Origin of the sequence: Nocardia sp. CDC160 (assembly GCF_035818795.1) — a bacterium.
Lineage (GTDB): Bacteria > Actinomycetota > Actinomycetes > Mycobacteriales > Mycobacteriaceae > Nocardia.
In genome coordinates, this window is record NZ_JAYKYT010000005.1 from 522,779 (window position 1) to 541,852 (window position 19,074).

Annotated in this window: 17 protein-coding genes; 8 read left to right on the plus strand and 9 right to left on the minus strand. The window is 68.2% G+C overall.

Annotated features, from left to right (window positions below; all coding sequences use genetic code 11):
* The first annotated feature begins 26 nt into the window (after positions 1-26).
* The 4 genes from VMT40_RS30205 to VMT40_RS30220 all read left to right on the plus strand — a co-directional run bounded on the left by VMT40_RS30205 (position 27) and on the right by VMT40_RS30220 (position 1,657).
* Positions 27-182: a hypothetical protein gene (locus VMT40_RS30205; RefSeq protein ID WP_326362448.1), complete on the plus strand. Its 156-nt coding sequence runs from the start codon at positions 27-29 to the stop codon at positions 180-182.
* A 9-nt stretch (positions 183-191) separates the two neighbouring features.
* Positions 192-1,007, plus strand: coding sequence for an SDR family oxidoreductase (locus VMT40_RS30210; protein ID WP_326362449.1), 816 nt, complete (start codon positions 192-194; stop codon positions 1,005-1,007).
* Between the two features lie 114 nt (positions 1,008-1,121).
* Positions 1,122-1,424 (plus strand): hypothetical protein, encoded by a 303-nt coding sequence (locus VMT40_RS30215; protein WP_326362451.1) that lies wholly within the window; start codon positions 1,122-1,124, stop codon positions 1,422-1,424.
* Positions 1,421-1,657 (plus strand): MarR family transcriptional regulator, encoded by a 237-nt coding sequence (locus VMT40_RS30220; RefSeq protein WP_326362452.1) that lies wholly within the window; start codon positions 1,421-1,423, stop codon positions 1,655-1,657. Before VMT40_RS30215 ends, VMT40_RS30220 begins: the two co-directional genes overlap by 4 nt.
* Before the next feature lie 150 nt (positions 1,658-1,807).
* Here VMT40_RS30220 and VMT40_RS30225 read toward each other — a convergent pair whose 3' ends face one another.
* The 5 genes from VMT40_RS30225 to VMT40_RS30245 all read right to left on the minus strand — a co-directional run bounded on the left by VMT40_RS30225 (position 1,808) and on the right by VMT40_RS30245 (position 8,946).
* Positions 1,808-2,965, minus strand: a complete 1,158-nt coding sequence (locus VMT40_RS30225) for an acyl-CoA dehydrogenase family protein (protein ID WP_326362454.1) — start codon at positions 2,963-2,965, stop codon at positions 1,808-1,810.
* A 77-nt stretch (positions 2,966-3,042) separates the two neighbouring features.
* Positions 3,043-3,999, minus strand: coding sequence for a purine-nucleoside phosphorylase (locus tag VMT40_RS30230; RefSeq protein ID WP_326362456.1), 957 nt, complete (start codon positions 3,997-3,999; stop codon positions 3,043-3,045).
* A gap of 93 nt (positions 4,000-4,092) precedes the next feature.
* A complete protein-coding gene (gene tuf / locus VMT40_RS30235; RefSeq protein ID WP_326362457.1) occupies positions 4,093-5,265 on the minus strand; it encodes an elongation factor Tu in 1,173 nt (390 codons plus the stop codon).
* 239 nt (positions 5,266-5,504) lie between these two features.
* On the minus strand, positions 5,505-8,024 hold the full coding sequence (locus tag VMT40_RS30240; protein WP_326362458.1) for an MFS transporter: 2,520 nt from the start codon (positions 8,022-8,024) through the stop codon (positions 5,505-5,507).
* A gap of 67 nt (positions 8,025-8,091) precedes the next feature.
* Positions 8,092-8,946 (minus strand): RsiV family protein, encoded by an 855-nt coding sequence (locus VMT40_RS30245; RefSeq protein WP_326362460.1) that lies wholly within the window; start codon positions 8,944-8,946, stop codon positions 8,092-8,094.
* Positions 8,947-9,281: 335 nt separating this feature from the next.
* On the opposite strand from VMT40_RS30245, the gene VMT40_RS30250 reads away from it, so the two are divergent.
* Positions 9,282-12,125, plus strand: a complete 2,844-nt coding sequence (locus VMT40_RS30250) for an AfsR/SARP family transcriptional regulator (protein WP_326362461.1) — start codon at positions 9,282-9,284, stop codon at positions 12,123-12,125.
* 271 nt (positions 12,126-12,396) lie between these two features.
* Here the strand turns inward: VMT40_RS30250 and VMT40_RS30255 are convergent, their stop codons facing one another.
* Positions 12,397-13,497, minus strand: coding sequence for an acyl-CoA dehydrogenase family protein (locus VMT40_RS30255; protein WP_326362463.1), 1,101 nt, complete (start codon positions 13,495-13,497; stop codon positions 12,397-12,399).
* A gap of 16 nt (positions 13,498-13,513) precedes the next feature.
* A complete protein-coding gene (locus tag VMT40_RS30260) occupies positions 13,514-14,698 on the minus strand; it encodes an acyl-CoA dehydrogenase family protein (RefSeq protein WP_326362465.1) in 1,185 nt (394 codons plus the stop codon).
* A gap of 101 nt (positions 14,699-14,799) precedes the next feature.
* Here VMT40_RS30260 and VMT40_RS30265 point away from each other — a divergent pair, with 101 nt between their 5' ends.
* The 3 genes from VMT40_RS30265 (at position 14,800) to VMT40_RS30275 (ending at position 17,546) form a co-directional block, all read left to right on the plus strand.
* The gene (locus VMT40_RS30265; RefSeq protein ID WP_326362466.1) at positions 14,800-15,504 is read left to right on the plus strand and encodes a hypothetical protein; all 705 of its coding nucleotides are present in this window, start codon (positions 14,800-14,802) and stop codon (positions 15,502-15,504) included.
* Between the two features lie 122 nt (positions 15,505-15,626).
* Positions 15,627-16,796 carry an MlaD family protein gene (locus VMT40_RS30270; RefSeq protein ID WP_326362468.1) on the plus strand — a complete coding sequence of 390 codons (1,170 nt, stop codon included), beginning with the start codon at positions 15,627-15,629 and terminating at the stop codon, positions 16,794-16,796.
* 234 nt (positions 16,797-17,030) lie between these two features.
* Complete coding sequence (locus tag VMT40_RS30275; RefSeq protein ID WP_326312177.1) at positions 17,031-17,546, plus strand: L,D-transpeptidase; 516 nt, start codon at positions 17,031-17,033, stop codon at positions 17,544-17,546.
* Positions 17,547-17,668: 122 nt separating this feature from the next.
* Here the strand turns inward: VMT40_RS30275 and VMT40_RS30280 are convergent, their stop codons facing one another.
* Both VMT40_RS30280 and VMT40_RS30285 read right to left on the minus strand, forming a co-directional pair.
* Positions 17,669-18,022: a YciI family protein gene (locus VMT40_RS30280; protein ID WP_326362469.1), complete on the minus strand. Its 354-nt coding sequence runs from the start codon at positions 18,020-18,022 to the stop codon at positions 17,669-17,671.
* A gap of 67 nt (positions 18,023-18,089) precedes the next feature.
* Positions 18,090-18,947 carry a hypothetical protein gene (locus VMT40_RS30285; protein WP_326362471.1) on the minus strand — a complete coding sequence of 286 codons (858 nt, stop codon included), beginning with the start codon at positions 18,945-18,947 and terminating at the stop codon, positions 18,090-18,092.
* Between the last annotated feature and the right edge of the window lie 127 nt (positions 18,948-19,074).

The window sequence follows — 19,074 nt, forward strand, 5'->3', positions numbered from 1 at the left end:
CGACCAGCAATCGAGGTCACGCCACCATGAGTTCCACCGCCTTCCTGCTCATTCCCGCATTGGCGGTGCCCGCGTTCGGCCTCGGCATCTGGCTCGGCGTCCGCTCGGTAACCAGCGAATCCGCGGCCGAACGCCGACAGGCACGCTGCACCCCCGCGGCACCCGCACGCCGCACCCGATAACGTGCTGCCATGAGCAGTACAACGACTCGCACCGTTCTGGTCACCGGCGCGTCCTCCGGCATCGGCAAGGCCACCGCCGCCGCCTTCGCCGCCGCAGGCCACAAGGTGATCGGCACCAGCCGCAATCCCGACTCGCTGGCCGCGGCCGACCGCGTGCCCGGCGTCGACTATCGCGCCCTCGATCTGACGGACGCGGAGTCCATTCAACGGTTCGTCGCCGACCTCGGCCCGGTCGATGTGCTGGTCAACAATGCGGGTGAGAGCCAGGCCGGGCCGCTGGCGGAGCTGCCCGGCGAGGCCATCGAAAGACTGTTCCGGCTCAATGTGTTCGGGGCGATCACCCTCACCCAGGCCGTGCTGCCCGGCATGCGCGAGCGCGGGTACGGACGGGTCGTCATGGTCGGGTCCATGCTCGGCAGCTTCCCCATGGCCTACCGCTCGTCCTATGTGGCGACCAAGGCCGCCCTGCGCGGATTCGCCACCGCCGCACGGTTCGAGGAATCCCCGTTCGGGGTGTGGATCACCACCGTGGAGCCGGGACAGATCAATACCGGTCTGAGCGAACGCCGCAGCAAATACCTCGACGAGGGTTCGCCGCACACCGCCGAATTCACCAAGTTCATGGCCGTGCTCGACGAACGGATGAGCAAGGGCATCGCACCGGAGCAAGTGGCCGAAACGATTGTCGCGGCGGCGAACTCGCAGCGACCCAGGCCGCTGTACGCGGTGGGCAGCAACGCACCGGTCATGTTCGCGATTCGCCGCCTCCTGCCGCGCACGGTCATGGAGCGTCTCATCGCGTCCGCGCATGGCCTGAAACGCTGAACCGTACTGTCCTTTCGCTGGCAGCACTGTCCTTCCGGCTGGCGACACTGTACTTTTGCTGCCCCTTCGCGTGGTGGACGTAGCGAATCGCGTTCTCGTGACGAGAGGTTGGTCATGAGGGCACAAGCGATTGCCTTGACCTACATCGACCCCGACGTCTCGGGACGCGCGCTGGCCTGGGATATGGCGCAATGCCGCAGACTGGCGCGCACGCTCGGATACACCCTGCTGACCCCCTCGGAACTACCGGCGCTAGGGCTGCTCGCCCTGGTTCGCCAGACGCACGTGGACGCGGTGCTGGTGCCGACTCCCGAGCATGTGAGCCCGCACATCGTGTCGCTGCTCGCCGAGCTGGTGGACATCGAGTCGGTGCGACCGCGCCGGTCGATCACCCGGACGCGGGCGAGGCAGGCATGAGGTCCGGTCTCGCCGCGGAATACGCGGTGCTCGGCGTGCTCGCCCCGGGCGGGCTGCTCACCGTCGACCAGCTGGCGTCCAATGCCGGGATCACCACGTGGGCGGCGCGCGCGGCGGTGGCCCGGCTGGAGCGGCGCGGGTTGATCGTGGACGCGGGTCGCCGGGGTCGGTGGTCGATCACGGTGCGCGGGCGCGGGGCGTGGGTCGCGAAGGGCTCCCGGTTCACGCCGTAGCGGCGAATCACCGAGTGGCCGGGGCGAATTCCGCGCGGCCAGGGCGAATCTCCGCACGCCCGAGGCGAATTCCGCACGCCCAGAGCAAATCTCCGCACGCCCGAGGCGGACTGCCGCGACCGGGCTGAATTCCCGGCGGCCACAGGGCAATTATCGCGGCCCGTCGAGTTTCAGATCGCGTCCGATGATTTCGCGCATGATCTCGGAGGTGCCGCCGTAGACGCGGGTGATCCGGGCGTCGGCGGCGGCGCGGGCGATCGGGTATTCGCGCATGTAGCCGTAGCCGCCGAAGAGCTGTTGGCAGCGGTCGATACAGCGGAATTCCATTTCCGAGGCCCACAGTTTGGCCTTGGCCGCATCGGCGGGAGTCAACCGACCGGCATTGAGCTCGAGCACACACTTGTCGATGAAGGCCTCCGTCACGGCGATCTCCGTCGATACGTCCGCGAGGGTGAACTTCGTGTTCTGAAACGCCCCGACGGGCTGGCCGAAAGCCCGACGCGCACCGACGTATTCGATCGTGAGCTCCAGGGCGACGCGCGCCCGCGCCAGGCAGGCGACCGCGATCTGCATGCGCTCCTGCGGCAGATTGCCCATCAGGTATTCGAACCCCCGGCCCACCTCGCCCAGCACATTCGCCTTGGGGACACGGACGTCGGTGAAGGTCAGCTCGGCGGTGTCCTGCGACTTCAGACCCAGCTTCTCGAGATTGCGGCCGCGTTCGAAGCCCGCCATGCCGCGCTCGAGCACCAGCAGGCTCAGTCCGCGATGCCGTTCGGGCGAGGTGCGGACGGCGGTGATGACCAGATCGGCGTTGATGCCATTGGTAATGAACGTCTTCGCGCCGTTGACCAGGAAGTGATCACCCATATCGACCGCGGCAGTGCGGATTCCGGCCACATCCGAACCCGCGCCCGGCTCGGTCATGCCGATGGCGGCGATCGAGGTCCCGGCGACGAAGCCGGGCAGCCACCGCTCGCGCTGTTCCTCGGTGGTCAGGTTCACCAGGTAGGGCGTGCAAATGTCGTTGTGCAGCGCGAAATTCAGCCCGACCCCGGCGCAGTCGCCCGCCATGAATTCCTCGATGAGGATCTGATTGAACCGGAAGTCGTCGACCCCGAGCCCGCCGTAGTCCCGCGGCACCGCGAAGCCGAGCAGCCCCAACTCCCCCGCCCGCGCGAAGACCGAGCGCGGCACGATCCCGGCCGCCTCGAATTCCAGATAGTGCGGCGCGACCTCCTTGCGCACGAATCCCCGCGCCAATTCGGCGAATGCCCGATGATCGTCACCGTAGTGCCCGCGTTCCATGGACCCCATGGTCCGGGATCGTCGGCGTCCCGGACCAGAGAATCCCGGCCATGCTCAGCTGGCGGGCGGGGCCATGCTCAGCTGGTCGGCGGGTTCTTCAACAGCTGCTCGGCGACGGTCTTGCCCAGGGTGTACTGGTTCTCCAAGGCGATCTTGAAGCCGCCGCTGATCTGGTCCAGATGCTGGACCACGGACTGGCCCGGGTAGGGCTGGTCGAAATTGCTCATGGTGCGCAGCGACAGATAGCGGTTCAGGTAGCCGTGCGCCTTCAGGGCCGTGGCGGTGGCGTTGTCCTCCATCTGCGTGGTGCAGTAGGTGCCCGCGCCCTTGGTGCGGTCCTTCATGATGTAGCCCGCGGTGTCGGAGAGGAACTTGCCGGAGAAGAAGTCGTCGCCGGTCATGGTGTCGCACTTCATGACCGAAGGCGTGCGGCCCTCCTGCCCCGGGTACTGGGCGCGCTCGGCGGCCGCGTCCGGGCTATCGGCGAGCTTCGCGTCCTTGGTCCATTCGTACGCCTTGTCCACCAGCGCCCCGTCGAGTTCATAGGCGGCGGTGTTGTAGTCCTCCACCGGGCGGAAGCCGAACGGAACATCCGGTGCCGCGGCCGGTTCGAGGTGGTTGCCCAGATCGAAGTCCACCACCCACCGCGCCCACGCCGCACCGCCGAGAGTGCCCTGCTCGGGCGGCGTTCCGGCGATTCCGGCGGTGACGAAATAGGCCTTGGAGAAGTCGAACTTGTCACTGCCCAGAATGGCCATCATGGTGGTGGCCGCATTGGCCTTCCCCTGCCCGGTCTCGGCCACACACAGCTTGTCGGCATTGCACCGCACCGGCTTGAACGCCCCCGGCACATCCACGGTCGTGGGCAACTGCTCACGCTGCAACCACACCTCGTTCTCCGGGTCGAACATGGTGATGACCAGGACTCCAACATCGATCTTGTCCGAATCGCTCTTCGAATTCGAGGAGCAACCGGCGAGGGCCAGGGCGGCCACTCCCACAGCGACAGCGATCTTCTGGCAACGGGTGGTCATGGCGAAACAATAGCGACATTCCGCCCAAAACCCGGTATCCCGGCCCGAGCGCACGGCTCGGACCGGGATCGATTCGGCGGTACCGGCGGCGGGCTAGCCGACGGTGAGCACGGTGCCCGCGGCGACCGTGAGGTTGCCCTCGCGGACCGCGAAGCCGAGGCCCGGCTCCAGTGGGACCGCGCGGTCGAGGGTGACCGACAGCTCGACGGTGTCGCCCGGGTTCGCGCGGCCCTCCGGGAGGACCACGTGGCCGGAGACGTCACCGGTGCGCAGGAAGAACTGCGGGCGGTAACCGGTGGCGATGGGGGTGCGGCGGCCGCCCTGCGAGGCCGTCAGCAGGTGTACGCGGGCGGTGAACCCGGCGTGCACGGCGATGCTGCCGACCGCCGCGACCACCTGGCCGCGGGCCACCTGACCGCGTTGTACGCCGCGGAGCAGCAGGGCGACATTGTCGCCCGCCTCGGCCGATTCCATTGTGCGGCCGAAGGTCTCGACGCTGGTGACCACCGACTCCAGTTCGCCGCCGAAGCCCAGTACCGAGACGCGGTCACCGGCGCGGACGCGCCCGCGCTCCACCGCACCGGTCACGACGGTGCCGCGGCCGGTGATGGTGAGTACGTTCTCCACCGGCATGAGGAACGGGGCGTCCGTGTAGCGGACCGGCATCGGGACGTACTCGTCGACCGCGTCGAGCAGCCGCAGCAGCTGTCCGGCCCAGTGCTCGTCGCCGTGCAGCGCCCGCAGCCCGGAGACCGGGATCACGGGTGCGCCCTCGCCGTCGAAGCCATTGGCGGACAGCAGCTCTCGCACCTCGAGTTCGATGAGCTCGAGCAGCTCGCCGTCGGCGACGTCGGCCTTGTTGAGCGCGACCACGATGTGCTCGACACCCACCTGCTTGGCCAGCAGCACGTGCTCGCTGGTCTGCGGCATGACGCCGTCGTCGGCCGACACCACCAGGATCGCGCCGTCCAGCTGGGCCGCGCCGGTGATCATGTTCTTCACGAAGTCGGCGTGGCCCGGCATGTCCACGTGCGCGTAATGCCTTGTGGCCGTTTCGTATTCGACGTGCGCGATATTGATGGTAATGCTGCGCTCGATCTCCTCCGGGGCCCGGTCGATGCGGTCGAACGGGACGAAGGCGGTGCCGCCGCGCTCGGCCAGGACCTTGGTGATGGCGGCGGTGAGGGTGGTCTTGCCGTGGTCGACATGACCCATGGTGCCGATATTGACGTGCGGCTTGGTGCGGACATAGGCCTGCTTGGCCATGAGGAATCTCCGTCTGGGAGTCGGGGTTTCGAGGGACCTCAGCGGTGAGCCGACCTTCCCCGTCTGAGGTCCGGGACGTCCCGGAGAAGGTCAGCGTCGTGCGCCGTCGAACGCGGCGACCACAGCGGCGGCCGCGACACCCAGGGCAGCCGCCATCGCGCCCGCGACTGCGGGCGAAGCGACGATGGGCTGCGCGAACATGTCCGACATGCTGCCGGGACGAACCCGGCTCGCGCCACTTATTTTTCGGCGGGGACGGCCTCGGTATCGCGTCGGCCGCCGGTCGCCCAGGTGTGGATCAGCTCGGCCGCGAACAGCAGCCACACCACCGCGGCCACCACGAGCAGCGCCTTGCCCAGGGTCGCGATCCCGCCCAAATCCAGTGCGGCACCGGTGGACAGCGCGGCGACGGCCGTCATGCCGAGCGGGAACACCGTGGCCCAGCGGCGGACGTTGTAGCCGGGCCGGAATCGCACCACCTCGGCGATCAGGAGGATCACGTAGAAGGTGAGGTTGATGCCGACGAGCACCACGGTCAGTACACGCAGGGTCGAATGCGCCGTGCCCGTCCACCCGTGCCAGCCGACGAGTTTCGAGGCGGCCAGCGCGGAAATGGCGATCGAGCCGGTCATGACCCACTGGTCTCCGGCCCCGCGCCAGATCTGGGTGAGGTCGAAATGCGCGAAGGCCGCCAGATACAACAGCAATCCGAGCACGAAGCAGACCAGGGCCGCCGTGGCGAGCCAGTCGCCCACACCTGCTTGGGCGAGGGTGACACCGAGCACGGCCAGTCCCTCGGTAGCCACACAGACCAGGAACACCGCGCCGGGCATACGCCGATTCCAGTGGGCGATCACCAGCGTGAGCAGGACCGGCCAGAGGATAACCGCGATCACCAACAACGCGGTCGCCACGAAATCCCAACCGAGCAAGGCTATTCGGGCCCCGAGGACACAGGTGGCGGACACCGCCATGAGCGCGGGCGGCGTATCCGCCTCGGTCTCCCACCGGGTGTGCGTCCACAGCAGCCGGGACACGAAGTCGGTGGCCAGGGCCAGCCACACCATGGCGGCCAGCGCGAGCCCGGCCCGCGACAGCAGCTCGAATCCGGTGAGATGCAGTCCCACCGAGATGATTCCGGTCGCCATGACGAAAGCGCCCATGGCGGGCGGCAATTCGCGCCACCACCGTCCCGAATCACCCGAATCGCTGAGGGTGAGCACGGACAGTACCGCCGCCGCGAGGATCATGAGCGCCGAAACCACCAGGGCCACATCGAGTCCGTGGTGGAAGGCCACCGTCCCGGTCGCCAAGACCTCGGGCACCTTCGACGCGTATTTCAGCATGGTCCCCAGATCCACCCCGGAGGGAATGCGGCCCCGCTCCACCGCGTCGACGGCGATGGGCTGCAACTCCTTCGGCAAACCCAGCTCGGTCAGCTTCTGGTCCAAATCGGCGGTGAGGAAGCCGTTCACCAGCGAGCCGAGCACCGCCACGCCGACCGCGGCACCGACCTGTCGCATGGTGTTCGTCGCCGCGGCCGCCATGCCCGAATGCTCGGCGGGCACACCGGTCAGCACCGCGGAGGTCAAGGGCACCACGGCGATCCCGAAGCCGAGTCCGGCCAGCGCGAGCGTGGCCGACAGTTCGGCGAATCCGATCGAACCGGTCAGCGCGTGGCGGGTCAGCAGGATCCCGGCCGCGCTCAGCACGCACCCGATGATCATCGGGGTCCGCGCGTCGGTGCGCGCCACCCAGAATCCGGCCGCCAGCGAGCCCAGCATGATGGCCACGGCCATCGGCGCGAACACCCCGGCCGTGCGCGCGGCCGAATAGTGAATCATCACCTGCAGATACAGCGCGGTGAAGAAGAAGATCGAGAACACCCCGAAGTAGACGGCGAACGCCACCCCCAGCGCACTGCGCACCGGCGGCAGCCGCAGATAGCGGAAATCGAAGACCGGATTGCGCACTCGCGTCTCGACGGCCACGAATCCCAGGAACGCGAGCCCGCCGACCACGAACAGCGCCACCACCGAGGCCGCGCCGTAGCCGCGATGCTCGCCGCTGATGGCCGCGTAGATGATCGCGGCGAGACTGACCGCACCGAGCAGGGATCCGGCCCAATCCATCGGCCCCGGTTGTGGATCGGAGCTCTCCGGCACGAACCACAGCGCGGCCGCGCCCACCACCACGCCGATGATCAGGTTGAACCAGAAGATCGAACGCCACCCGTAGGCATCGACCAGCACCCCGCCCAGCACCGGACCGGCGGCCAGGGCCAGACCCGACACCGCCGACCACACGCCCAGCGCCTTGGCCCGCCGCCGAGCGTCCGGAAAGACCTGCCGCAGTATCGACAATGTCCCCGGCTCCGAGGCCGCCGCGCCCAGACCCATGACCGCGCGCCCGGCAATCAGCAGGGGCACGCTGGTCGCCAGCGCCGAAAGCACCGATCCCACACAGAAGATCGCCAATCCGGCGACCATCACGCGCTTGCGGCCCCACCGGTCGCCCAGTGATCCGGCGGCCAGCATGAGGCTGGCGAACACCAGCGTGTAGGCATTGACGACCCATTGCAGCAGCACCACATCGGTGCTCAGCTCCGAGCGAATATCGGCCAGCGCGACGCTGACGACGGTGGTGTCGAGGAAGGTGACGAACAGGACCGCGGTGACGGTGGCCAGGGCGATTCCCGGTCGCGCCGTGCCCTTTCCGCCCGCGCCCCCGGCCAGCGCCGCACCGCCGATCACCGCCACGACCTCAGGTTACGTCCCGAGTTGAACCGGCCTTCCGGTTTCCCGGCGTGGTGCGGCCGTGTCGCGCTCAACTCGACAGCACCGCGAGCATGCCGGGCTTCAACTGCGCCTGCAGCACGGTCCACGGAATGACGATGTCGACCGATCCGGCGGCCTGCGCAGCCACCTGCCCCTGCGGGAAATACACGTGCATCCCCTCGGGTATGGCGGTCCAGGCCTGGAAATTCTCGGGGGTGGGCGTGATTCCGGCCTTGATGAACGCCGCACCGGCGCGCGTGTCCGGGAGCAGCTTCGCCGACTGCTCCGACAGCAGTTGCAGACCCTTGGTCTCGTCGGCGAAGACATCCTTCAGGGTGAGCAGACTCGAGGTGTCGGCATTGATCACACAGGTGGCTTCCTTGTCGAACGGGTGCGCGCCACCGCTGTAGATCTGCACCGACAGCAGACCGCTCAGCACGTGCTGGCCGATGCGCTCGACCCGTGAGTTCTTGCCCTCGTCGCGCACCCACTGCGCGTCCTTGTAAGTGGTCAGGTACTTGTCGGCCACCATCGCCATGCAGTCGTTGAATCCCCGTGCCGCCTCGTAGTTCACGGCCTTGCTCGCGACGCCGAGGCCCGGGACCGGGAGATCGTAGGTCAGGGTTCCCCGGGTGCCCTTCAGCTCTTCCTGGGTGATGGCAACGAATCCGGGATTGGGCGGATACGGGGTGGTCAGCACCGTCGACCCCGCGGTGACCGGAGTCGCCGCGGCGGTCGTGGTGGTGGTCGCCGGAGCCGTGGGCGAAAAGGCCGGAGCCGTGGGCGTAATGGTCGGAGCCGTGGGCGTAATGGTCGGACCGGCCGGTGTTTTCGGCGCATTGCAGGCGGCCAGGCCGAAAGAGACGGCGCAGAGCGCCAGGACGGCGGTGGACTTGACCCGCATGGCTGCCTCCGGAGGATCGGGGGCATCCAATTCGGCCGGATGCCCGCGATCAGAGTCGGTCGGGCCCCTTGGAATTCACCAATGACCGGCCAATCGGCGGCCGCGCGGGTGCGAGGGTCGGAGGATCCTTCAGCGCAATCGATTGATGCTGCCGGACATCCGGGACGATCCTCCAGTGTGAGGGGTGGGGATCGGTGCAGGATAGTCGACGAGTCAATGCGAGATAGTCGACGAGTCGGTGCGGGCTCCGTCCCTCTACACTGCCGAACGGGGAGGTCGGTTTGTTGAGGTTTGCAGTACTGGGCGAGGTCCGTGCGTGGCGCGGGGACACGCCCTTGGATTTGGGTCCGCCCCAGCGGCGTGCCGTGCTCGCGGCGCTGTTGCTGCGCGAGGGCAAGGCGGTCACCGCCGCCGAACTCGTGGAGGGCATCTGGGGTGAGGACCCGGTCCTGCGCGCGGTCCCGGCCCTGCGCACCCACGTCGCCAAGCTGCGCCGCGAACTCGAACCCGAACGCGTCAATCGCGGGCCCTCCACCCTGCTGATCTCCATCGGCGACGGTTACGCGCTGCGGCTGCCCCAGGGCCACACCGATATCGACGAGGTCCACGAGCAGGTCGCCGCCGCCGAACGGCTGCGCCACGAGGACCCGGCCACCGCCCGCGAGACCCTGGAATCGGCGCTGGGCCGCTGGGAGGGCGCGGCCCTGGGCGGACTGCCCGGCCCGTACGCCGAACGCCAGCGCGCCCGACTCGAGGAGTGGCGGTTGTCCATTCTCGAGGACCGGCTCGCCCTCGATATCGAAACCGGCCGCAGCGCCGAGGCGGTCGCCGAACTCGGGCCCCTCATCGAGGAGCACCCGCTGCGGGAACGCTTCCGCGCCCTGCTCATGACCGCGCTGTATCACTGCGGCCGCCAGGCCGAGGCGCTCGAGGAATACGGCCGCGCCCGCCGCGCCCTGGTCGACGGGGTCGGTGTCGAGCCCGGCCCGGAATTGAGCGAGGTGCACGCGCGCATCCTGCGCGCCGAACTGCCGCCGGTGCTGCGACCGGCCCGCACCGTGGCCACCCCGGCCCAATTGCCGCCCGATATCGCCGATTTCACCGGTCGGTCCCAGGTCGCCGAGGAACTCGCCGCCCAGCTCACCGGCGGCGGGCCCGCGGTGGCCATCTCGGCGGTCGGCGGCATGGGCGGGGTCGGCAAGACCACTCTCGCCCTGCATGTCGCCCATCGGGTGCGCGACCGGTTTCCCGACGGGCAGCTGTATGTGAACCTGCGCGGGGTGGACCCGGAGCCGGTGACCACCGGGGACGCCCTGGGCGGATTCCTGCGCGGGCTCGGGGTGCCCGAGGGCGATATTCCCTCGACCGTCGACGATCGGGCCGCGCAACTGCGAACGCTGTTGAGCGACAAGCGGATTCTCGTGGTGCTCGACAACGCTCGCGACAGCGCCCAGGTGTCGCAGCTGCTGCCGGGCACGCCCGGGACGGCCGTGTTGATCACCAGTCGCTCCGCGCTGACCGAGCTGCCCGCCGTGCGGCGCACTCGGCTCGATGTGCTCGAGCGTGAGGAGGCCATGGCGCTGCTGACCCGTATTCTCGGTGCCGAACGCGTTGCGGCCGAACGGGATGCGGCCTACGCGGTGATCGATCAGTGCGCCTGCCTGCCGCTGGCCGTGCGCATTGTCGGGGCGCGACTGGCGGTGCGGCCGCAGTGGACGATCGCCTCACTGGTGGAACGGCTCGCCGACGAAGGCCGCCGACTGGAGGTGCTGCAGACCGGCGATCTCACCCTGGACGCCGCCTTCCGCCTCGGCTACGGACAGCTGAACACCGAGCAGGCCAGGGCATTTCGCACCCTCGCGCGCGCCGATGTCCCGGACTTTCCGGTGGACGGGGCGGCGGCGCTGCTGGGTGTGCCGGTGCCGCAGGCCGAGCTGGTGTGCGAGTCGCTGGTGGATCTGAGCCTGCTCGAGACGCCCGCGCCGGGCCGGTACCGCTTCCACGATCTGCTGCGCCTGTTCGGCGCGCGGCTGGCCGGGACGGCGTCCACGCGCAATGTCGCCGAGCGGGAGGCCGAGGTCGTCATCCGCCTGCTCGACTACTACCTGGCCAGCACCAAGAACCTGCTCGGCACACTGGATTACAGCAATACCACCCTGCTGCTGGTGCCGACCACCGTGCCCGGGCACACCTTCGCCGACGGCGCGGAGGGGCAGTGCTGGAACGATATCGAGCGGCCGGTGATCATCGCCCTGCACCGGCAGGCGGCGCGGCTGGGCGGGCGGGCCGTCGCGCTGGCCGCCGACCTGGCCTGGGTGATGGCCGAGCTCATGGACACCGGCAGCCGCGCCCGCGAGCTCGCCGACGCCCTGAAGGGCCTGCTGGACACCGCGATTCGCGGCGGCGATCACGCCAGTGCGCGGCGGATTCGGGTGGCGCTGGGCGCGATGATGCAGATCGGGCTCGGCGAGGTGGAGGCGAGTCTGGAGTTCCTGCAGCCGATTTCGCAGCCCGCCGACGACGCCGAACGCCGATTGCAGGTGCTGGCGGAGGTGCTGCTCGGGGTGGCGGATCGCCGGGTGGGCAATACGAAGGATTCGCACCGGCATTACGCCAATGCCATCGCCTGGACCCGCGCGCTCGACGATCGGTCGCTCGAGGCGTGGATCCTCGCGCTGGCCACCCGGACGCTGTGCGAGTCGGGCCAGTACGCCGAGGCGATCGCGGTGGCCGAACGCGCCATCGAACTGGCCAAGGAGTGCGCGAACGCGGTCGCCCTGGGCTGGGCCACCCATGAACTGGCCGCCACCCGATCCATGCTCGGCGAGCACGAGCGCGCGCTGGAATTGGCCGAGGAATCCGTGCGCATGGCCCATCGCAATGGGGTGCGGCTGTGGGAGGGCTGGGCCCGGACGCGGCTGGCGCAGATCCATTTGCGCGCCGGGCACGACACGGCCGCGGAATGCGAAGCGACCCAGGCGCTGCGCCTGCTCAGCAAGGCGGCCGATCCACTCGACCGGGCGCGGGCGCTGGCGGTGCGCGCCACCGCTCACGCCGCCCTCGGCGACACCGAGACCGCGGCCCGCGAGCACGCCGACGCCGCCGAAATCTTCCGCCGCGCCGGACTGCCCCCACCGACCCTCGCGACCCTCTTCGCGCCCGGACCCGCCGCCCAATAGCGAACGTTTATTCGCTTTTTATCGCCCCGTGGCACTGTGCGTCCACGTGGGTGCCCCGGGGCTGCAACACCCGGGGCATTCGCGTGAGGAGGCAAGACCCGCGTGCATACGAGGGGTGTGCACACGGCTCGTGCAGGTCCGGATGACCGTCGCCGCCGAAGGCGACGGTATCCGGCACTCACCCCCATTCACGACATTTGCCCGCGGATTCACTGTGCGCGACCACAATTCACGGCGCGCGCGACCATGAGTCACGGTGCGCGACCACAATTCACGGTGCGACCACATCCAGCCGGTCACCGAGGCGGCGGAGCTGGTCGGTCGCGCTGCCCGATTCGAATTCGGCCCGCTTGGCGGCGGTGAAGTAGCGCTGCATCGGATAGTCCAGATAGATGCCGGTGCTCGCGTGCACGTGCACGGCCGTGTGGGCGACCCGGTGCCCGGCCTGTGCGGCCCAGAACTTCGCGACGGCGATCTCCGATTCGGCGGGCAGGGCGTGGGCTTCGCGCCAGGCGGCCTGCCACAGGGTCAGACGCACGGCCTCGACGTCGATGTAGGCGTCGGCCAGGCGCTGCCGTACAGCCTGGAAGGTGCCGATCGGCTTGTCGAATTGCTTTCTCTCGCAGGCATATTCGCAGGTCATCTGCAGCGCGCGCTCCAGAATGCCCAGCTGCAGGGCACAGGTGGCCAGGGTTGCGCGGCGGCCAGCCCACGCCGCCGCCCCGGCTACCGCGATCACATCGTCGTCGGGGACGGCCGCGGCGCGCAGTTCGACCAGCGCCGCGTCGGTACCGTTCACCACCCGCTGTGCGGTGACCGCGAGGCCCTCGGTGTCGCGATCCACCAGCAGCAGTAGTGAATTCGCGCCCGCGCGGGCCTCGATCAGGAATCCGTCGGCGAAGGCCGCCGCCGCGACGGCCGACTGCGCACCGTCGACCCGCCAGCCCCGCCCGTCGCGACGGGCGTCGAAGGCGGCACTACCACCCGTCAGCACCGGGGTCACCCGCGACAGCACCGGAGCCACGGTGGTCTCACCGCGCAGCAGCGGTTGCACCCGGCGTTCGACCTGATGGTCGTCGCCGAATTCGGCGATGGTGGCCGCGGCGACGGCGATGCTCGTGGAATACGGTGCGGGAGCGAGGGTTCGGCCGATCTCGGTCAGGATGGCGCACTGTTCGAGCAGCCCGTAGCCGCCTCCGCCCGCCCGTTCCGGCAGCGCCGCCTCCAGTAACCCGCTGCCCGCCAGGGCCTTCCACAGCCCCGAGTCGAAGCCGCTGTCGTCGGGTCGGGGATGGCGGGCGGACCAGTCGGTGAGCAGTTCGCGGGCCAGCCCGGACAGTTCCCGCTGTGCCTCGGTGTAATCGAAATCCATTGTGCTACTCCTTGCTTCAGCGGGTGACGGGCAGTCCGAGCGCGGTCTTGGCGATGATGTCGCGCTGCACCTCGTTGACCCCGCCACCGAAGGTGAGAATGAGCGCGGAGCGGTGGAAGCGTTCGATCCGCCCCAGCAGCAGTGCGCCCGGCGAATCCGCGCGGATCACCGATTCCGCGCCGAGCACCTCCATGAGCAGCCGGTATCCCTCGAGGGCGAACTCGGTGCCGAAGACCTTGGTGGCGGAGGCTTCCGCGGGTCCGAGGTCACCGCGATCGGCCGCCCACGCGGTGCGCCAGTTGCGCAGCTTCAGGTATTCGGCGTGCGCGTGCACGCGGGCCAGATGCATGCGCACCCATTCGGCGTCCATGACGCGGGAGCCATTGGGCAGCACCGTATTCCGTGCCCATGCGGTCACTTGGCGCAGCGACTCCCGCAGCGGTGCGGCCGAGGCCAGCGCCACGCGTTCGTGATTGAGCTGATTGGTGATCAGCACCCAGCCCCGATTCTCGCCGCCGACCAGATTCGCGGCGGGCACCCGGACCTCGGAGTAGTAGGTGGCGCTGGTGCCGACTCCGGCCATGGTGTGCACCTTGGTCCACGAAAACCCCGGTGCCGCAGTCGGAACGATGAAGATGGACAGTCCGGCGTGCTTGCCCGCGCCCGGATCGGTGCGGGCGGCCAGCCAGATGTAGTCGGCGTATTCGATGAGGCTGGTCCACATCTTCTCGCCGGTGATCACGTAGTCGTCGCCGTCGCGGACCGCGCGGGTGCGCAGCGAGGCGAGATCGGTCCCGGCGCTCGGCTCGGAATAGCCGATGGAGAAGTGCAGGTCGCCGCAGGCGATCCTGGGCAGGAAGTGCGCCCGCTGCTCCGCGGTGCCGTAGCGCATGATGGTCGGCCCGACCGTGTTCACCGTCAGATACGGCAGGGGCACGCCCGCGGCGGCGGCCTCGTCCAGGAAGATCAGCTGGTCCAGCATCGATCGGCCCTGTCCGCCATGTTCTTCCGGCCAGCCCAGCACCAGCCAGCCGTCGCGGCCCAGTTGCCGGACGATGTCCTTGTAGACGGTTCCCTCGCCGTGTTCGCCGCCGGGTCCCGGCCGCAGGCTCGCGCGGACCTCCGGTGTGACGAGGTCGGCGAAGTACTCGCGCAGTCGCTTGCGCAGGCGGTCCTGGTCTTCGCTAAAACTGAGGTGCATGGGCCGAACGTACGGAGCGGCGGGGCTGTGGGCGGGCGGGTGGCAGGAAGCTGCCAGATTCGCCGGAGGGTGGCGGTTCGGGTGTCACGATCGGAGAAGTGATGGAGCACAAGCGGTTCGGGAGGCTTGCCACCGGGATTGTCCGGTTCAGTCAGGACGGGCATTGGGATCAGGATGTGCAACAACTGCTGCGGTTTGCGCGGCGGGAAGCGGTGGTGGCGGTGTCCAATCCGGCCAATTCGGTGGATCATTTGCGGCTCGGGCAGGTGGTGGTCGACGATCTGCTCAGTGCCGGGAAGCAGGTGCGGCTGCTGTACTCCCCCGACTATCTCGAACTGCGGGATCGGCGGCCGCTGCTGCGGCACTCCTCGCGCGGGGCGCAGATTCGGGTCACGGACAACGACTTCCACAATGCGCTGATCATCGATCGGCGGGTCGCGGTGCTGTGGAGTGGCGCGGGGGCCGATCAGCCGTATGCGTATCTGGTGCGGGAACCGGCGCTGCTGCGCGCATTGCACCAATTCGCGCTGTTGAGCTGGCAATCCGGGCACGGGCTGAGTGAACCCGCGGGGGGCCGAATCGTGCTCGACGACACCGCCCGCGCGGTACTGAACACCCTGAACCTCGGTCTCATCGACGAGGCGGCCGCGCGCCGCCTGGGTGTCTCGCTGCGCACCTATCGCCGTCACATCGCCGACCTCATGGCCCGCCTCGAGGTCCGGAGCCGATTCCAAATCGGCGTCCGCGCAGCCCAACTCGGCATGCTCGACGACAGCTCGGGCACGCACGGCATGTCCGGTTTCTAGGTCGACGGCGGCCGTTGCCGGGTCCTCCGCCCCCGGTGTGGTTAGATTGCGCGCAGTTTCGCCTGATGTTTGCTGTGCATCGAACCTATGTGGCTGTGATCAGCGGTGGAGGCGGGCCCGAAGTGACATTCCTGCGCGAGCGCAAAATCCTGGTGGCGAATCTGGCTCTCGTGGTGCTGCTCCTAATGGGCGCGGCCTATCTGGCCATCGACATCGCACGGGTGCAGCGGCCCGGCAGCAGCTACGCGGTGACCGTCCAACTGAATCAGTCGGGTGGTTTGCAGGCCGGTAACGACGTCACCTGGCGCGGGTATCGGGTGGGGTCGATCACCTCGATCGACCTCATCGACGGCGGGGCCGCGGTGTCGGCGACCGCCAAGATCGACGACCGCTGGAAGATCCCCGCCGACACCGATATCCATGTCGGCGCGCTGTCGGCCGCGGGTGAGCAGTACCTCGATTTCCGGCCGCGCACCGACAACCCGCCGTTCCTGCACGACGGTCAGGTCATCGCGTTCAATCCCGACCGCATCACCACGCCGGTCCCCGTCTGGGAGGCGCTGTCCAATAGCAACGAGATGCTCGCGCAGATCGATCCGGACAAAATCGGGGTCATTCTCGACAATCTGAACACCGCGCTGAGCGGCGGGCCCGATCAACTGCGCGGCCTCATCGACGGGTTGAGCCTGGCCACCACCGGTTTGGACAATCGGCTCCCACAGACCATCAGCCTCATCGAGAGTCTGCAGGTCATCGCGAGCACCAGTTCCCACGCGCAACCGGATCTCGGGACGCTGACCCGCAATTCGCAGTTGCTGGTCACCCAGGCCCGCAATGCCGACGGCGAACTGCGGCGCTTACTCGACAACGCGCCCGAGCAGTTGGCCGTCGCCAATGCCACGCTCGACCGGAACATGGATCCGATTCAGAGCCTGGTCACCACCATGAGCGCGATCGTTCGGGCCGCGCTGCTGCGACTGCCCGCGCTGCGGGCGCTGTTCCCGGCGCTGGTGATCGGCACCTCCGCCATGGGTGTGCCCGCGCACGACGGCGAGTTCTACACGATTGTCGATGCCTGGCCCCGGCCGTGGTGCCAGTACCGGACCCGGGCGCTCGCGGCGTACATCGTGACGATCCCGACCTTCTTCCGCTGGAATTACTGCGATGATCCGCAGGCCGACCAGCAGATTCGCGGTTCGGCCAACGCGCCGCGCCCGGATGTGCCCAACAATGGCGCGCACATGCCGACCGGCGTCGACCCGAACGAGCGCACCCTGCCGCCGGTTCGATGAGATGCCGCCTCGCCACGCCCGGGCGCGCGGTGATACCGGCGTGCCCATCGGATTCGGTGGGCGTGTCGGCGCGTCCGAGGCTGTTTATCCCGCGAATCTCCATTCACACCAGTCAGAATGATCTCCGGTACCCAGTGGTCCCATGCTCGTTCCAACAGAGAACTGTCCCTTCGCCCTGATAGGCGCATCGAACAGGGTGGCGGGCCAAGGCTAGGAGAGGGTCGAGAGTCGATGATGAGCAGAAGTTCCCTCGGCTTGGCGGCGAAATCGGCGGTCTTCGCCGGTGTCGCGGTCGCAGGACTCGCGGCGGTGCCCGCGCAAGCCGAACCATTGTGGCCCGGTGGCCCGGATGTTCCCGGTGTCCCGGCGATCGTCCCCGGCATCGCCCCCAGCGATGTCAACGCGCCGTGCACCACCGCGGGCGCACGCGCCTGCCTGAAGCTCGGCACCAATGAGGCGTGGCTGATGGACAACGGCAAGGTCGTCTTCGGCCCCACCCCGATCTCGCACGGCATGCCCGGCTTCGAGACCCCGCCGGGAGTGTTCCACGTGTCGTTCAAGAAGCCGTTCCACTGGAGCACCATGCACAACGCTCCCATGGAATACGCGGTGTTCTTCAACGGGGACATCGCCTTCCACATCGGGCCGGTGGACAAGAAGTCGCACGGCTGCATCCGGATGACACCGGACGGGGCGCGCGAATTCTTCAACTACCTGAACCCCGGCGACACCGTCGAGGTCGTGCCGTAGGCGAGGCAACCGCGGTACGAGCCCCGCGAGGGCGATTTCACGCGATCGTCGCAACACTCTCGATTCGAGAGGTTGCGGCGATCGCGTCGTTTTCGGTCTCGTTGGGCCGCACAGACATCAGGTCATACGCCCGGATGGGTTTCGAAGAACGGTCGCACTTCGACTCGGCCGCCGTGTTGCAGGACCGGACAGGCCTTGGCCAACTCGGCTGCGGCATCCAGCGTGTCGGCCTGCACGTTCAGGTAACCGCGGACGACGTCTGTACCTTCCACCAGCGGGCCGTCGGTGACGGTGTTGTCGGCGTTGATGACGCGCCCTTCGGTCTTCAGGGCCTTGCTCGCGTCGAGCATCCAGCCTTCCCGTGCGCCTTGCGCCCACCATTCCTGCCACTTCTGATTGAACATCCGAATCTGTTCGGGCGACATGGTGTCGAAGGTGTCCTTGTGGCTGCGGAAGACGATCAGGAACTTGGCCATGCGCTCACTCCCTTCGCGGTCACTGGGGGTTATGACCGCACCGGCCACGCCCAAACTTCAACCTCGTTCAGTTCGCGCGTGGGAACTCCCAGAACGCGCGCGGGGTGAGACCGACTGTGTAGGTTTTCAGTTGGCCGACAACACAGAGTTCGACGGTATCACCGGTGAGGTCCGATCGCGGGCCCGCGGCCTCGAGGAGCACGCGGTGATCCGATCCGGGTTCGCATTCCCGACCGCCCGCGGCGGCGATGTAGAGCAACCAATCGCGGTAGAGGCGGCGGTGCGCAACGGCCAACGTGACGTGCGTGGCAGGGCCGTCGGTGCGAATGTCGCCTATTTCGGTGTGAACCTTCGTCGAGACATGGTCGCCATCCGGGACATGGCCGCTGCCGCCGTACGAACTGACCTCTCCGCTGGCGAGATTGGTGACGATGGGTGAATCGATCGACGTGCCGTCGCCGATGTACGCACTGACCTGGCTCCACATCCGATCCGATCCGTATCGGGATGTGTTGATCGGCAAGCACACTCGCCCGGTCGTTTCGGCGCCGGGCGCGATCAGTCCGGTCCGGGGTAACGCGGGGACATCGCGGGCCGCGCAGTCCAGGCTGGTTTGCTTGTTCACATCCGTGAAGCCGTTGCGGTTGGTGGAGCCGCCGAAGAACCTCAGCCCGGCCAGATCCGCGGGGTCATAACTTTCATTGCGCGCGTTCACCGTTACCTCGTAGTGGTCCCCGGCGAGTGTGTAGTCGGACATAGTCAGCCGCCAGGGGCCCACCGGTGCAGAACTGCCGCTGGCCAACCCGGTAGGAATCTCAGGGTCCGGTGCGGCGGGGGTTCCCATCGCCAACTGGTAGGTGATGACATCGATGATGAGGAGCACCCCCATAATCAGCACTGCAACCCTGGACGGTTGTTCGGTCATCACGGCCCAACCTCAGCTGCTGCGAACGTCGATCCGCTCACCCGGACCTCTCACGTTCATCGTCAGCCGCGCAGCCCTATTACTATCCCTCCGAAGTCGGACCCGCGGCGGGCTCCGGGGCAGGCAG